Raw genomic sequence first — 15,293 nt, 5'->3', positions numbered from 1 at the left:
ATCCGGTTTTCTGAAAAGCTTGCAGAAGACGACGCACAAACCGGATGATCGGGTGAAATGGATCTTGAGTATTTAGCTGCCGGGGTGACCTTGCCCGAAGCGGCAGGCTCTCGGAAAATCTCGGGGCTGACGGCTGATAGCCGAAAAGTTCAGCCGGGCTTTCTGTTTGCCGCCTTCAAAGGCGTTTCCGTCGATGGGACAAAATTCGCCCCGGACGCAGCAGCGGCCGGGGCAGTTGCCATTCTATGCGCGGAAGAGTCCGCCGAAGCTGTGCGCGCGCAGGTGCCTGATACGGTCGCCGTTGTCAGCACTGGGGAACCTCGCCGGGCTTTTGCAAAAATGGCGGCACGGTTCTATGGTGCACAGCCTGACACGATCGTTGCCGTCACCGGAACCGCGGGCAAGACGTCTGTTGCCCATTTCGCCCGCCAGATCTTTCAGGCAGCCGGCCACCCTGCCGCAAGTCTGGGCACTTTGGGTGTAATCAAGCCGGATGGCGAAAGCTACGGCGGTTTGACGACACCGGATCCGGTTGCCCTTCACAAACAACTTGCGGAGCTGGAAGACGAAGGCGTCAATCATGCGGCGCTGGAAGCCTCTTCGCACGGTCTCGATCAGTACCGGCTCGATGGCGTGCGGCTGACGGCAGCCGCTTTCACCAATCTCGGTCGCGATCACATGGACTACCATCCGACGATCGAGCATTACCTGAATGCCAAGCTTCGTTTGTTCACCGAGTTGCTGCCGGATGGTGGCACAGTGGTCTGCGATCCGGGCGAAAAATATGCGGACCGTGTCATGGCTGTTGCCGAGAAGCGCGGTCTGCCGGTCTTCTCTGTTGGAGAAAGCGGACGGAACCTTACCCTGACCGGTTTGAAGCCGATGGGCGCAGGGCAGGAATTGACGATCCTGAGCGTGCGCGGCGAATACAAGGTGACGCTGCCCTTGATCGGCCGGTTCCAGGTTTCCAACGCACTCATCGCAGCCGGTCTTGCCATTGCCTCGGGCATCGACACCGGAACGGCGTTGCGTGCACTGGAAAACCTGAAGGGGGCACCGGGCCGCCTCGAACTGGCTGGCAAGACGCCCGCTGGCGGACTGATCTTTGTCGACTACGCTCACAAGCCGGACGCGCTTGATAATGCGCTTGCGGCATTGAAGCCGTTTGCTCGCGGCAAGTTGTCTGTGGTGATTGGCGCCGGTGGCGACAGGGACCCGGGAAAACGGGAGTTGATGGGTGAGGTTGCGGCTCGCAGAGCTGATCTCGTTATCGTCACAGACGACAATCCGCGCTCCGAAGACCCGGCGATCATCCGCAAGGCGGTTCTGGGAGGCGCACCCGGAGCCATCGAGATTGGCGACCGGTATGAGGCGATTGCAGAAGGGGTTCGCCGTCTAAAGGATGGCGATATCCTGTGTGTGGCCGGAAAAGGTCACGAAACGGGCCAGATTGTTGGCGACACAGTGATTCCCTTTTCCGATCACGAAGCTGTAAAGCGCGCCATCAGTCTTGAAGGAAACACATGAGCGACCCGCTTTGGACCCTCGACGCCTTTGTTGAAGCTGCCGGTGGCCGCCTTCAGGGCGATGCTGGTGCAGAAATTACCGGAATATCCATCGATAGCCGGACGCTGGAGCCGGGCGATGCCTTTGTCGCGATCACCGGCGACCGTCTGGATGGGCACGATTATGTTGCCGCGGCTCTGGAAGCCGGTGCCTCGCTTGCCCTTGTTGCCGAAGAGCGTCTTTCGGATCTTCCGGAAGATGGCCGCTATGTGGTGGTGGGTGATCCGCTGGAGGCCATGCGCAAGCTCGGAATTGCCGCGCGGGCCCGCAGCAACGCCCGCATCGTTGCGGTCACCGGTTCCGTCGGCAAGACCGGCACCAAGGAAGCGCTTCGCCTGACGCTTGCTCCGTCTGGCAAGGTGCATGCTTCGGTTGCCTCCTTCAACAACCACTGGGGCGTGCCGTTGACGCTGGCACGCATGCCGGCCGATACAGAGTTCGGTGTCTTTGAAATCGGCATGAATCATGCTGGCGAAATCTCGCCCCTGGTGAAGATGGTGCGTCCGCATGTGGCGATCATTACAACCGTTCAACCGGTTCATCTGGAATTCTTCGACAGCGTCGAGCAGATCGCCAAGGCCAAGGCGGAAATTTTCGATGGACTCGAGCCGGGTGGCATCGCTGTCCTGAACAAGGACAATCTGCAGTTCGACCTGTTGAAATTTCTGGCAGTGGCCGCAGGCGTCTCCAAGATCCACACCTTCGGCGAAGATCTTGCCGCCGACAGCCATGTCCAGAAGGCAGTCGCCTATCCCGCCGGATCGAGTGTCGACGCCAGCATTCTTGGTCAGGAAATCACCTACAAGATCGGCGCTTCCGGCAAGCACCATGTCAAGAACAGCCTGGCTGTTCTGACGGCGGTGGTGGACCTGGGTGCGGATCTTGCCAAAGGGGGGCTTGCGCTCGATTCCATGCGTGCACCCAAGGGCCGCGGCGAGGTGACCCGTTTGCCGATGCAGAAGGGCGAGTTCAATCTCATCGACGAGAGCTACAACGCCAATCCGGCATCCATGAAAGCTGCGCTTGCCGTTCTGGGTGAAGCGCCGGTGACACGACCGGGGCGCCGTATCGCCGTTATCGGAGACATGCGCGAACTGGGCGCTGATGCCGACCGGTTGCACGCGGAGCTGCTTCAGCCGATCACGGATGCTGAAATAGACGCGGTTTACTGCGCCGGTCCGCACATGCATGCACTATGGAAACTGCTGCCGCATGATCTGCGCGGTCATTACTGCGAAGACGCGAAAGATCTGGAAGACGTGCTTTTGGGCGACGTCCGCTCTGGTGACGTTGTTATGATCAAGGGATCGCTGGGAACCCGGATGGGCCCGCTTGTCGACGCCTTGAAAAGGGAATATCCGCCTGCGGACGAGACAGCAGCGGCTTAAGGGGCATTGGATGTTTTATTTCTTGGGGCTATTCGCGGACCAGATTTCAGCACTGAACGTGTTCCGCTATATCACCTTCCGCACCGGCGGCGCGATCATGACCGCGCTGTTTTTCGTTTTCCTGTTCGGACCGAAAATCATCTCCAGTCTCCGGATCCGACAGGGCCACGGCCAGCCCATCCGCGCCGACGGCCCGGAAAGCCATCTGTTGACCAAGAAGGGCACACCCACAATGGGTGGCCTGATGATCCTGTCGGGAGCATTGGTCGCTGCGCTATTGTGGTCGGATCTGTCCAATCCTTACGTCTGGGTGGTCATCGGCGTCACCCTGGGCTTCGGCAGTATCGGCTTTTACGATGATTACCTGAAGGTCACCAAATCCTCGCACAAGGGCTTCGGTGGCAAGGCCCGACTGGGGTTGGAATTCCTGATCGCAGGGGCGGCCGCTTTTGCCGTCACGCTTCTGGATGTGTCCGAATACTCGGAAGCAATCACCTTCCCCTTCATCAAGGACCTGACGCTCAACCTCGGGCTTTTCTTCATTCCCTTCGCGGCCTTCGTGATGGTTGGTGCAGGCAATGCGGTGAACCTGACCGATGGTCTGGACGGGCTGGCCATTGTTCCGGTGATGATTGCCTGCGCATCCTTCGGCCTGATTGCCTATCTTTCCGGGAACGCGGTCTTTGCCAGTTATCTGCAGATCCATCATGTCGCCGGAACCGGTGAACTTGCGGTCATTTGCGGTGCCGTTATCGGCGCCGGGCTCGGTTTCCTGTGGTTCAATGCGCCTCCCGCTGCCATCTTCATGGGAGATACCGGGTCCCTGGCGCTTGGCGGCATGATCGGCGCGATCGCCGTTGCCACCAAACACGAGATTGTTCTTGCCATCATCGGCGGCCTGTTCGTGCTCGAAGCCGTGTCCGTAATCGTGCAGGTGTTTTCCTACAAGCTGACCGGCAAGCGGGTGTTCCGCATGGCACCGATCCACCATCATTTCGAGATCATGGGCTGGACGGAAAGCCAGGTGGTGATCCGTTTCTGGATCATTTCCGTCGTGCTCGCCCTTATTGGCCTTGCAACCTTGAAGCTGAGGTAGGCACATGATTCCTGTTACCACATTCGACGGCAGAAAGGTCGCCCTCTTCGGGCTCGGCGGGTCCGGGCTCGCGACCGCGCGTGCGTTGAAGGCAGGCGGTGCGAATGTGGTCTGTTTCGATGATAACGAGGCCCGCGTCGCGCAGGCTGCCGGAGAAGGACTTGCAACACAGGATCTGCGGGATCTCGACTGGTCGGACGTAGCCGCGCTGGTTCTTGCCCCGGGTGTACCGCTGACCCATCCGGTTCCGCACTGGTCGGTGGAACTGGCGCGCGAGGCCGGTGTCGAGATTGTCGGCGACGTTGAACTCTTCTGCCGCGAGCGGCGCAAGCAATGCGCGGCCGCACCACTGATTGCGATTACCGGAACCAACGGCAAGTCGACCACGACGGCCCTGATCGCGCATCTCCTGAAGGTGCTCGGCCGCGACGTGCAGCTGGGCGGCAACATCGGCACGCCGGTTCTGGAACTGGATCCCCCGCAGCCCGGCCGCCACTACGTGGTCGAGTGCTCGTCCTATCAGATCGATCTCGCACCGACCCTGGATGCGACTGTCGGCATTCACATGAACCTCTCGCCGGATCATCTCGACCGTCACGGCTCAATGGAACACTACGCCGCCATCAAGGAACGGCTGGTGGCCGGTGCCAAGGTGGCCGTGGTGGGTGTCGACGACCGGATGTCCTCGGCCATTGCCGACCGGCTGGAACTCGCGCGCAAGCCTGTGTGCCGGATTGCCGGTGAAAAGGAACTCACCAGCGGTATTTATGCCCGTCACGGGCGGCTGATCGAGGCGCATGACGGCAGCCAGATCGAAGTGGCCCTGCTGGGCGGTATCGACAGTCTCAGGGGCGACCACAACGGTCAGAACGCGGCGGCTGCCTTCGCGGCGCTGAGGGCACTGGAGATTCCGGCTTCGAAGATTTCCGAAGCGCTGAAGACCTTTCCCGGCCTTCATCACCGCATGGAAGTTGTGGAGAAGAAGGGCCGGGTGCTCTTCATCAACGATTCCAAGGCGACCAACGCGGACGCCGCGGCAAGGGCACTGGCAAGTTTCGAGCGGATCTACTGGATCGCCGGTGGCAAAGCCAAGGCGGGTGGCATTTCCTCGCTCGACGAATATTTCCCGAAGATCGCCAAGACCTTCCTGATCGGTGAAGCGGCTCAGGATTTTGCGAAGACGCTGGACGGACGTGTTCCGTTCAAGATCAGCGGAACGCTGAGCCAGGCCGTGCAGGATGCCGCCGCCGAGGCCGCGGAAGACGGCGCTGAGGAAATCGCCATACTTTTGTCGCCCGCCTGTGCGAGCTTCGATCAATTCCCGAATTTTGAACTGCGGGGCGCTGCTTTTGTAGATGCGGTGCGTGCCTTGCCAGATTCCGGCAACACCCAGGAGGTCGCCTGATATGGTTTCGCGCGCCGATCGCAGCCGCTTTGCGGAATGGCTCTGGACAGTGGATCACTATCTGCTTGCCGCCTTCAGCCTGCTGATGGTCGGTGGCGTGGTCCTGTCGTTTGCGGCCAGTCCGCCCGTTGCCGAACGCATCGGCGTTGAAACCTTCTTTTTCGTCAAGCGTCAGGCAATGTATCTGATCCCGGCCTTCACGATCATGCTGGCTGGCTCCCTGATGACGCCTCGCATGGTGCGGCGCGCGGCGCTCATCCTGTTCATCGTGTCGCTGCTGATGATGGTCGCCACCCTGTTCCTGGGGTTCGAAGCGAAGGGCGCCCGGCGCTGGATATATATCGCAGGGCTTTCGATACAGCCGTCCGAATTCCTGAAACCGGCCTTTGTCATTCTGATTGCCTTCCTGCTGTCTGAAAGCGGCCGCCGGCGTGAGGTGCCAGGAGTACTCTTCGCCTTCGTGCTGTTCGCGGTTTGCGCTGCGCTTCTGATTGCCCAGCCGGACTTCGGCCAGACCATGCTGCTCGGCCTTGTCTGGGCGGGGCTGTTCTTTCTGAACGGGATTTCCTGGCTCATCATCATGGCGCTCGGCGTCATCGGGATAGTCGGCCTTTTTGCCGCCTATGCCTTTCTGCCGCACGTGACCAACCGTGTCGACCGGTTCCTGGACCCCAGCTCCGGTGACACCTTCCAGGTGGATACGGCCAAGGATTCCTTCCTCGCCGGTGGATGGCTCGGCCGTGGACCGGGTGAGGGAACCGTGAAACGGATCCTGCCGGACAGTCATACCGACTTCATCTTCGCCGTGGTGGGTGAGGAATTCGGCGTGATCGCCTGTCTGCTGCTCGTCTCCGTCTTTGCCTTCATAGTGCTGCGCGGCCTGCGCCATGCCAGCCGCGATCAGGATGCTTTCAGCCGGCTGGCAACCGCTGGCTTGACAGTGCTGTTCGGTTTGCAGGCCACGATCAATCTGGCGGTGAACCTTCACCTCATTCCGTCCAAGGGCATGACCCTGCCTTTCGTTTCTTATGGCGGGTCTTCGCTTTTGTCGTCCGCCATGACCGCCGGTGCCATTCTGGCGCTCACGCGCAGGCGGCCGCAGCCGTCCCGCGGTGATGTCGTCACGGTGAGCCGGCTTTCACCCTCTTCCCTGATGTAAGGCCCCAAGCCGTACTTATGAGCAAAACTGTTTTACTGACGGCCGGCGGAACGGGCGGCCACCTCTTTCCCGCACAGGCGCTTGCCAGCGAGCTGATCCGGCGCGGCTGGACCGTGGAGCTTGCAACGGATGAGCGAGCCGACAAATACGGCACGGCCTTTCCGGCTCGCAACGTGCATATCATCTCCTCGGAAACCATTAGGGGTCGTAATCCCTTCCTGCTGGCAAAGACCGCTCTGAAGCTGTTTTTTGGAACGCTGCAGGCACGCAAGGTGATCAAGGCCTTGAAGCCGGACGTCGTGGCGGGGTTTGGCGGCTACCCGACGTTTCCGCCGATGTATGCTGCCCGGCTCACCGGCACGCCCTCAATTCTGCATGAGGCAAACGGCGTCATGGGACGGGCCAACCGCCTGTTGGCGAAAGGCGTGACCGCAATTGCCACAAGCGTGCCGATTGAAGACCTGCCGGCAGATTTCAAGGCCAAGTTGACCGAAACGGGCAACCCTGTTCGGGATGCCGTGTTGGCGGCTGCGGAGTTGCCTTATTCAGCCCCGCTGGCCGATGGAACGTTCAACCTGCTGGTCTTCGGCGGGTCCCAGGGCGCGCGCTTCTTTTCCGATCTCTTGCCGCCAGCACTTGAAAAACTGCCTGCCGACGTCCGCGCCCGTTTGCGGATCGTGCAGCAATGCCGTCCGGAGGACATGGAGAGGGTACAGGAAGTTTACGACAACCTGGGCGTTCTGGCCGAATGCGCGCCGTTTTTCCAGGACATGCCTCAGCGGATTGCCCAGGCGCATCTGGTGATTTGCCGGTCAGGCGCTTCGTCGGTGAGTGAGCTCAGCGTGCTCGGTCGCCCGTCCATTCTGGTGCCGTTGCCTGGTGCCATCGACCAGGACCAGGCTGCCAATGCCAAGGTGCTTCAAAAAGCAGGCGGTGCCTGGCCGATCCGTCAGGCAGACCTCGTTCCGGAGCGGCTGGCGCAGGAAATCACCCGTTTCATGAATGCACCCGAAATGCTGAGCGACGCGGCGCAAAAGGCGCGCAGTGTTGCCAGGCCTGATGCGGTGAAAAGACTTGCCGACCTCGTCGAGAAGGTCGCAGCAAACCAAGGAGAACGGCCATGAAGATGCCGCAGGACATCGGACCGGTTCATTTCGTCGGCATTGGCGGCATCGGCATGAGCGGCATCGCCGAAGTGCTGAAGACCCTCGGCTATACGGTGCAAGGGTCGGATATGGCGGAAAACGCCAATGTTCAGCGCCTGCGAGACAACGGCATCAAGGTAACTGTTGGCCATGCCGCGGAAAACCTGGGTGATGCCGAGGTTCTTGTCGTGTCGTCCGCCATCAAGAAGGACAATCCGGAACTGGTTGCGGCCCGTGAAAAGCTTATTCCGGTGGTGCGGCGGGCGGAAATGCTGGCCGAGCTGATGCGCTTCAAGCAGGCGATTGCCGTTGGCGGCACCCACGGCAAGACAACGACCACCTCCATGGTGGCAGCCCTTCTGGATGCCGGTGGGCTGGATCCGACCGTCATCAACGGCGGCATCATCAACGCCTACGGCACCAATGCCCGCATGGGCGAGGGCGACTGGATGGTGGTCGAGGCAGACGAGAGCGACGGCACCTTCGTCAAGCTGCCGGCGGACGTTGCCATCGTCACCAACATCGACCCGGAGCATCTGGACCATTACGGCGACTTCGCCGGGGTGCGTGCCGCCTTCCGGCAATTTGTCGAAAACGTGCCCTTCTACGGCTTTGCGGTCATGTGTCTCGACCATCCGGAAGTCCAGACGATGATCGGGACCATCGAAGACCGGCGGGTCGTCACCTATGGTGCCAATCCGCAGGCCGATGTCCGCTACACGGATGTCTCGATGGACGGCGGCAAATCGATCTTTTCCGTTACCCTTCGAGACCGCCGGAGCGGCCAGGTGACCGAATTGAAGGAGCTGGTACTGCCGATGCCGGGGCTTCACAACGTGTCCAACGCCACTGCCGCGATTGCAGTGGCCTGGCAACTGGGTGTCGGTGCGGATGATCTCAGGAATGGGATAGCGGGTTTCGGCGGCGTCAAGCGGCGCTTCACGCACACGGGCACGGTTGATGGCATCCAGATATTCGACGACTACGGCCACCATCCGGTTGAAATCAAGGCGGTGCTCCATGCCGCACGCGAGTCGACCAAGGGCAAGGTGATCGCGGTCATGCAGCCGCATCGCTACACGCGCCTGCACAGCCTTTTCGACGACTTCTCCAACTGCTTCAACGATGCCGACGCGGTGATCATTGCACCGGTCTATGCGGCTGGTGAGCAGCCGATCGAGGGCGCCGCCCATACGGATCTGGTCTCGGGCATGAAAACCCGTGGCCACAGGAACGTAAGGGCGATCGAGGGGCCGGAAGACTTGCCGGCGTTGATCAGGGAGCTTGCCGAGCCAGGTGACTTCGTTGTCTGCCTTGGGGCCGGAAACATCACCCAGTGGGCCTACGCGCTGCCGAAACAGCTGGAAGAGCTTTAAGGAGGACGTCTCATGGCGTTTGCCGATCTGCTGAAGCAGTATCCGGAGCTTGCCGAAGGTATCCGGGGCAAGCTGACAGCCAATCAGCCGCTGTCCGCGGTCACGTGGTTCCGCACCGGCGGACCGGCCCAGTTGATGTTCCAGCCGGCGGACGAAGACGACCTGGCCGCCTTCCTGAAAAAACTGCCGAAAGATATTCCCGTGCTTCCGGTGGGGCTTGGCTCCAACCTGCTGATCCGCGATGGCGGGCTCAAGGGTGTTGTCATCCGCTTGAGCGCCAAGGGCTTCGGATCGGTCGAGGACATCGGCGGCAACAGGTTGAAGGCGGGAGCAGCGGTGCCGGACAAGCGTCTGGCAGAAGCTGCGGCCAAGGCGGGTCTTGGCGGGTTTGCCTTCTACACCGGTATTCCGGGCGGTCTTGGTGGTGCACTGCGCATGAATGCAGGCGCTCATGGCACGGAAACCCGAGAGCGCATGGTGGAACTGACCGCCGTCGACCGCGACGGCAACCTGCATGTTTTGACCAACGCGGACATGGGCTATGCCTATCGCCATTCGGATGCTTCGAAAGACCTGATCTTCACCTCCGCCGTCCTTGAAGGTGTGCCTCAGGACGAGGCCTCGATCCGCCACGAGATGGCTGACGTTGTCGCCCACCGTGAACGCGCCCAGCCGATCCGAGAAAAAACCGGCGGATCCACCTTCAAGAACCCGCCGGGAACGTCGGCCTGGAAGGAAGTTGATGCGGCCGGCTGCCGTGGCTTGACTGTCGGGGGCGCGCAAATGTCCGAAATGCACTGCAACTTCATGATCAACACAGGCACGGCCACCGGTCGCGATCTCGAACTTCTCGGTGAAACCGTTCGGTCGCGAGTGCTCGCGCACAGCGGCATCCGTCTGGAATGGGAGATCAAGCGCCTGGGAGAGTTCGGTGCCGAAGGGGCAATCGAACCGTTCCTGGGCAAGGAAGGGGAGGCTGCCTGATGGCCAGCAAACACGTCGCCGTACTGATGGGGGGATGGGTTAACGAACGTCCGGTGAGCCTTGCCAGCGGCAAGGGGTGTGCCGACGCGCTCGAGGAAGCCGGCTATCGAGTGACCCGGGTCGATGTCAACCGCGACATCTCCGCTGTTCTCAAAGATTTGAAGCCCGATGTCGCCTTTAACGCCCTCCATGGACCCTTCGGCGAGGATGGGTGCGTTCAGGGAATATTAGAAGTTCTTAACATCCCGTACACACATTCCGGTGTGCTCGCCTCGAGCCTTGCAATGAACAAGGTGAAGGCAAAAGCGGTGATGAATGCAGCCGGAATTCCGGTGACAGAACACCTTGTGGTGAACCGCCGGGAGATCACCCGCGAGCACCCGATGAAGCCGCCCTATGTGCTGAAACCCATCAACGAGGGATCCAGCTTCGGAGTGCTGATAGTCAAGGAAGATCAAGAGTTTCCGCCACAGGAACTGGGGCGTGAGGACTGGCCGTATCCCGATACGCTGATGTGTGAAAAGTTCATCCGGGGACGGGAGCTGACCTGTGCCGTCATGGACGACACCGCCCTGGGCGTCATCGACATAGTGCCGTTAGGTCACGGCTTCTACGATTACGACGCAAAATATGCACAAGGTGGTTCAAAACACATTCTTCCTGCAAAAATTTCACCGATTGTTTACCAAACCGTAGAGACACTAGCAGTTAAGGCGCATCAGGCTTTGGGTTGTCGCGGTGTTTCCCGCGCAGACTTCCGATTCGATGAGACGGAAGACGGGTCCGGAGAACTGATTTGCCTAGAAGTGAACACGCAGCCAGGCATGACGCCGACTTCTCTTGTGCCCGAAATGGCGGCCCACAAGGGGATGAGTTTCAAGGACCTGGTCAGCTGGATGGTTGAGGACGCGAGTTGCTGTCGTTAAGGCGCAAACATTACCGGGATACAATGACCCCGCTGGAGGCCGAGCTGGCTCCGCGTGGGCGCGGTGTACCGCGTTTGCACCGCCAGCCGGTGTGGCGTTCGGCCGGGCGTCTGGCAGACCTGCCGCGCTGGTCCGGATCTGCTGCTGCACTGACTTTCTTAACCTTAACAATTGGTTATGGAATAGTCATAGGGGGGCATGGCCGGATTGTCGCGGACAGTCTCCTGTCCGCCGCAGGGTTCGGGATCGAGGCGGTCAAGCTGTCAGGCCAGCGTGAGATCAACGAGTTCCAGATCCTGGAAGCCCTGGAGATCCACGAAGGTTCTTCGCTGGCCCTGTTTGATGCCAACAGCGCCCGTGAGCGCCTCAACCAGATGGCCTGGGTGAAGAGCGCTTCGGTCATGAAGCTCTATCCGAGCACGCTGCAGATCAATATCGAGGAACGGGTTCCCTATGCGCTTTGGCAGCGCGGCGACCTGGTCTCGATCGTAAACGAATCAGGTGACGTGATCACCGACGATGTGGATGGGCGTTATGCCAATCTGCTTCTTGTCGTGAACCACGGCGCTCAACGCCGTGCGTCCGAGATCAACACCGCCCTGGAAAAGGTTCCGGGTCTGCGCCCGCGCGTGCGGGCAGCTTTCCTGATCAGCGATCGCCGCTGGGACCTGCAGCTTGAGAATGGGATTTCAATCCGCTTGCCCCAAGACAACATCGACGCCGCTCTGGCAGATCTGGTGAAAATGGATGAAGAAAGCGGGCTTCTGTCCCGGGATATCGTTGCCATCGACATGCGTCTGGCAGACCGCGTGACCGTGCGCCTCTCCGACGAGGCTGCCGAACAACGCAAGGTCATGACCGGCGGCAAAGGCCGTTCCGGCAAGAAGGAGCGTGACACATGAGCCGCTCCGAGAACAATCTCTACCTGCCCAAGATGCGGCCGCTGCCGAGCCGCCGTGCCGTCATCATGTCGGTTCTCGACGTGGGCTCCACAAAGGTCTGCTGCCTCATCGCCAAACTGGTGCCGCAGGAAGAAAAAGCGATCCTGTCCAGCCGCTCCCACAAGGTGGAAGTGCTGGGCTACGGTTATCAGCGCTCGCGCGGTATCAAGTCCGGTGTTGTCGTGGATATGGATGCTGCCGAGCAGGCGATCCGCCTGGCAGTCGACAGTGCCGAGCGCATGGCCGGTGTCACGGTGGAATCCCTGATCGCGAACATCAGCTGCGGCCGTCTGCAGAGCGAAATCTACAGCGCCAACGTTCCGCTGGCTGGCGACAGCGTGTCCGAGGCCGACATCCAGCGGGTGCTGTCCGCCGGTTCCAGCCACTCCGTGACGGACGGCCGGGCCGTGACCCACGCGCTGCCGATCTCCTATTCGCTTGACGGCAGCCGCGGCATCCGGGACCCGCGCGGCATGATGGGCCACAAGCTGGGCGTTGACATGCAGGTGGTGACGGCGGAAGTGCCGCCCGTGCGCAACCTGGAACTTTGCATCAACCGCGGCCACCTTCATGTGGAAACCATGGTGGCGACGCCGTTTGCCAGTGGCCTGTCCACCATCGTCGACGACGAAGCCGAGCTTGGCGTCGCCTGCATCGACATGGGCGGCGGTACGACGACACTGTCCGTTTTTGTCGACGGTCACATGGTGCACCTGGATGCGATTGCCGTTGGCGGCAATCACGTCACCACCGATATCGCCCGCGCTTTCGCCACCCGTCTGCAGGATGCGGAGCGCCTGAAAACTCTTTATGGCTCGCCGCTGGCCTCCAGCTCGGACGACCGTGACCTGCTCACGGTGCCGCCGCTGGAAAGCGACAGCGACCTGCCGAACCAGATCCCGCGCTCGGCGTTGACCCGGGTTATCCGGCCGCGCGTGGAAGAAATCCTAGAACTCGTGAGAGATCGGCTTACGGCGTCCGGCTTTGCCGGGCGTGTCGGTAAGCAGATCGTTCTGACCGGGGGAGCAAGTCAGCTCACGGGTCTTGGAGAAGTTGCGCGTCACATCCTGGGGCGCAACGTCCGTCTTGGCCGGCCTCTAGGCGTCGCCGGTCTTCCCGAGGCTGCCAAAGGTCCGGCTTTCGCCGCCGCTGTTGGCCTCTTGATTTATCCGCAGGTCGCTCAGATCGAACAGTTCGAACACAAGAACCGGAGATCAGGGTGGGGCGGGCAATCTGGTTACCTGGCCCGTGTGGGCCAATGGATCAGGGAAAGCTTCTGACGACATGAGCCAAGAAGACGACATCCAGGAAGTTGAGCTGCCAGGAATGGCAGAGGAGATTAGGGAAGAAGAGGCTACTCCCGTACCGGGGGCGCCAGTGGGTCGCGAGGATAATATGACCATCAACCTGAAGATGCCCGACATTCAGGAGCTGAAGCCACGCATTACGGTCTTCGGCGTAGGCGGCGCGGGCGGAAACGCCGTCAATAACATGATCACTGCAGGTCTCCAGGGCTGCGACTTCGTCGTTGCCAACACGGATGCCCAGGCACTGGCCATGAACCATTCAGACAGGCTCGTCCAGATGGGCGTGGCCGTGACCGAAGGTCTTGGTGCAGGCTCCCAGCCGGAAGTCGGCTGCGCAGCTGCCGAGGAAGTGATCGACGAAATCAACGATCACCTGTCCGGATCGCACATGGTGTTCATCACCGCCGGCATGGGCGGTGGAACCGGCACCGGTGCAGCTCCCGTTATCGCACGGGCGGCCCGCGAGCAGGGTATACTGACGGTAGGTGTGGTGACCAAACCGTTCCAGTTCGAAGGCGCACGCCGTATGCGGATCGCCGATTCCGGTATCGAGGAACTGCAGCGGAGTGTCGACACACTGATCGTCATTCCGAACCAGAACCTGTTCCGGATTGCCAATGCTCAGACCACTTTCGCCGACGCTTTCGCGATGGCCGACCAGGTGCTCTATTCGGGTGTTGCCTGCATCACCGACCTGATGGTGAAGGAAGGTCTCATCAACCTCGATTTCGCCGACGTTCGCTCCGTTATGCGCGGCATGGGCAAGGCCATGATGGGCACCGGCGAAGCCAGCGGCGAAAAGCGTGCTCAGCAGGCGGCCGAAGCTGCCATTGCCAACCCGCTGCTCGACGAATCCTCGATGAAAGGCGCCAGAGGCCTGCTCATCTCCATCACCGGCGGCAATGACCTGACGCTGTTCGAAGTGGATGAAGCGGCAACCCGCATCCGTGAGGAAGTGGACGCTGACGCCAACATCATTCTGGGCGCAACCTTTGACGAGACACTGGACGGTCTCATCCGCGTGTCCGTCGTTGCAACAGGCATTGACAGGGAGGAAGGCTTTGCGGCCAACACGTTTCCCGGAACAGAAGCTCAGCCTGTAAAGGCCGAAGCGTCGGTGGTAAGCCGGACACCGGAAATCAACACCGCACGCCCGGCAGCCATGGCTGAAAAGGCTCATGCGGAAAATGCCGCTGCCAAGGCCGTTGCCAATCTGGAACGGGAACTTGCCATTCCGGATCCTCAGCCCGTGTCCGTTGCCAGCGACCCGGCTGTAGAGATCAAGAAGGTGCAGCCGACTGCAGGATCGCTTGCGGCCAAATCGCAGATGCTCGACATCGAAGACGAAGCCCGGGCACCTGTTGCCGAAGACATGCCGGTCAGCCAGCCCTACATTCCGCCGGTTGCCGCCGAGCACAACCCTGCGCCGCGTATGCCGCGCGTCGAGGATTTCCCGCCGATCGCTCAGCGTGAGATCCAGGCCAAGCAGCAGACTGCAAGTGTTGCCCAGCCTCAGCAGGCAGCCCCTCAGCAGGCCGCTGCTCAGCAGCAACCCCAGTATGCTGCTCCGGCACAGAGCTATGAAGAGCACGGCGAAGACGACCGCCGCCCGATGGGGCTGCTGCGTCGTCTGGCAAGCGGCCTTGGCCGTCACCATGAAGAAGATCAGGAGCATGACATGGCTGCCGCACCGGTTGCCCGTCCCGCTCCGCAGATGCAGCCGGCCCAGCAGGCCGCTCCGCGTGCACCCCAGCAACGCCCGGCAGCTCATGGAGCCGCAGGTCAGCTGGACAACACCGGGCGGGCAACGCCGAAGCCGGTCAGCGCGACTGAAGACGAACAGTTGGAAATTCCGGCGTTTCTCCGCCGCCAGGCCAACTGATTCGACACCCGATCATCTTCCCTGATCGTCACAGCCCGGAGTTCACACTCCGGGCTGTTTCCGTAACGGAACGAATTCCCTTTTCAATTCAGTGTGTTGCAAGCCTGTGAATCGTTAC

At 60.9% G+C, this 15,293-nt stretch carries 12 protein-coding genes; all 12 read left to right on the top strand.

Features of this window, described 5'->3' with window-relative positions; genetic code table 11:
* The first annotated feature begins 57 nt into the window (after window positions 1-57).
* The 12 genes from ACYQ54_RS05100 to ftsZ all read left to right on the top strand — a co-directional run bounded on the left by ACYQ54_RS05100 (window position 58) and on the right by ftsZ (window position 15,175).
* Window positions 58-1,527 carry a UDP-N-acetylmuramoyl-L-alanyl-D-glutamate--2,6-diaminopimelate ligase gene (locus tag ACYQ54_RS05100; RefSeq protein ID WP_460079947.1) on the top strand — a complete coding sequence of 490 codons (1,470 nt, stop codon included), beginning with the start codon at window positions 58-60 and terminating at the stop codon, window positions 1,525-1,527.
* The gene (locus ACYQ54_RS05095; RefSeq protein ID WP_460079946.1) at window positions 1,524-2,954 is read left to right on the top strand and encodes a UDP-N-acetylmuramoylalanyl-D-glutamyl-2,6-diaminopimelate--D-alanyl-D-alanine ligase; all 1,431 of its coding nucleotides are present in this window, start codon (window positions 1,524-1,526) and stop codon (window positions 2,952-2,954) included. Before ACYQ54_RS05100 ends, ACYQ54_RS05095 begins: the two co-directional genes overlap by 4 nt.
* Before the next feature lie 10 nt (window positions 2,955-2,964).
* The gene (gene mraY / locus ACYQ54_RS05090) at window positions 2,965-4,050 is read left to right on the top strand and encodes a phospho-N-acetylmuramoyl-pentapeptide-transferase (RefSeq protein WP_460079944.1); all 1,086 of its coding nucleotides are present in this window, start codon (window positions 2,965-2,967) and stop codon (window positions 4,048-4,050) included.
* Between the two features lie 4 nt (window positions 4,051-4,054).
* Window positions 4,055-5,455, top strand: a complete 1,401-nt coding sequence (gene murD / locus ACYQ54_RS05085) for a UDP-N-acetylmuramoyl-L-alanine--D-glutamate ligase (RefSeq protein WP_460079943.1) — start codon at window positions 4,055-4,057, stop codon at window positions 5,453-5,455.
* Between the two features lies 1 nt (window position 5,456).
* Window positions 5,457-6,614, top strand: a complete 1,158-nt coding sequence (locus ACYQ54_RS05080) for an FtsW/RodA/SpoVE family cell cycle protein (RefSeq protein ID WP_460079941.1) — start codon at window positions 5,457-5,459, stop codon at window positions 6,612-6,614.
* Between the two features lie 17 nt (window positions 6,615-6,631).
* Window positions 6,632-7,738: an undecaprenyldiphospho-muramoylpentapeptide beta-N-acetylglucosaminyltransferase gene (gene murG / locus ACYQ54_RS05075; protein WP_460079939.1), complete on the top strand. Its 1,107-nt coding sequence runs from the start codon at window positions 6,632-6,634 to the stop codon at window positions 7,736-7,738.
* The gene (gene murC / locus ACYQ54_RS05070) at window positions 7,735-9,135 is read left to right on the top strand and encodes a UDP-N-acetylmuramate--L-alanine ligase (protein WP_460079937.1); all 1,401 of its coding nucleotides are present in this window, start codon (window positions 7,735-7,737) and stop codon (window positions 9,133-9,135) included. Before murG ends, murC begins: the two co-directional genes overlap by 4 nt.
* 12 nt (window positions 9,136-9,147) lie before the next feature.
* Entirely contained in the window at window positions 9,148-10,119 is a 972-nt protein-coding gene (gene murB / locus ACYQ54_RS05065; RefSeq protein WP_460079936.1) for a UDP-N-acetylmuramate dehydrogenase, read from the top strand.
* Window positions 10,119-11,045: a D-alanine--D-alanine ligase gene (locus ACYQ54_RS05060; RefSeq protein WP_460079933.1), complete on the top strand. Its 927-nt coding sequence runs from the start codon at window positions 10,119-10,121 to the stop codon at window positions 11,043-11,045. The genes murB and ACYQ54_RS05060 overlap by 1 nt, the downstream gene beginning before the upstream one ends.
* 23 nt (window positions 11,046-11,068) lie before the next feature.
* Entirely contained in the window at window positions 11,069-11,947 is an 879-nt protein-coding gene (locus ACYQ54_RS05055) for a cell division protein FtsQ/DivIB (protein WP_460079931.1), read from the top strand.
* Window positions 11,944-13,266: a cell division protein FtsA gene (gene ftsA / locus ACYQ54_RS05050; RefSeq protein ID WP_460079929.1), complete on the top strand. Its 1,323-nt coding sequence runs from the start codon at window positions 11,944-11,946 to the stop codon at window positions 13,264-13,266. The genes ACYQ54_RS05055 and ftsA overlap by 4 nt, the downstream gene beginning before the upstream one ends.
* 115 nt (window positions 13,267-13,381) lie before the next feature.
* The gene (gene ftsZ, locus ACYQ54_RS05045; protein WP_460081682.1) at window positions 13,382-15,175 is read left to right on the top strand and encodes a cell division protein FtsZ; all 1,794 of its coding nucleotides are present in this window, start codon (window positions 13,382-13,384) and stop codon (window positions 15,173-15,175) included.
* Window positions 15,176-15,293 lie beyond the last annotated feature (118 nt).

This window comes from Roseibium sp. LAB1 (assembly GCF_054658235.1).
Note: the sequence above shows the minus strand (reverse complement) of the source record. Positions and strands in the feature narration are given on the sequence as shown.

Coding starts and splice junctions, on each gene's coding strand:
- mraY (WP_460079944.1), top strand. CDS start 2,965: ATGTTTTATTTCTTGGGGCTATTCGCGGACCAGATTTCAGCACTGAAC.
- ftsZ (WP_460081682.1), top strand. CDS start 13,382: ATGACCATCAACCTGAAGATGCCCGACATTCAGGAGCTGAAGCCACGC.
- murD (WP_460079943.1), top strand. CDS start 4,055: ATGATTCCTGTTACCACATTCGACGGCAGAAAGGTCGCCCTCTTCGGG.
- ACYQ54_RS05060 (WP_460079933.1), top strand. CDS start 10,119: ATGGCCAGCAAACACGTCGCCGTACTGATGGGGGGATGGGTTAACGAA.
- murG (WP_460079939.1), top strand. CDS start 6,632: ATGAGCAAAACTGTTTTACTGACGGCCGGCGGAACGGGCGGCCACCTC.
- ACYQ54_RS05095 (WP_460079946.1), top strand. CDS start 1,524: ATGAGCGACCCGCTTTGGACCCTCGACGCCTTTGTTGAAGCTGCCGGT.
- ACYQ54_RS05080 (WP_460079941.1), top strand. CDS start 5,457: ATGGTTTCGCGCGCCGATCGCAGCCGCTTTGCGGAATGGCTCTGGACA.
- murB (WP_460079936.1), top strand. CDS start 9,148: ATGGCGTTTGCCGATCTGCTGAAGCAGTATCCGGAGCTTGCCGAAGGT.
- ACYQ54_RS05100 (WP_460079947.1), top strand. CDS start 58: ATGGATCTTGAGTATTTAGCTGCCGGGGTGACCTTGCCCGAAGCGGCA.
- ACYQ54_RS05055 (WP_460079931.1), top strand. CDS start 11,069: ATGACCCCGCTGGAGGCCGAGCTGGCTCCGCGTGGGCGCGGTGTACCG.
- murC (WP_460079937.1), top strand. CDS start 7,735: ATGAAGATGCCGCAGGACATCGGACCGGTTCATTTCGTCGGCATTGGC.
- ftsA (WP_460079929.1), top strand. CDS start 11,944: ATGAGCCGCTCCGAGAACAATCTCTACCTGCCCAAGATGCGGCCGCTG.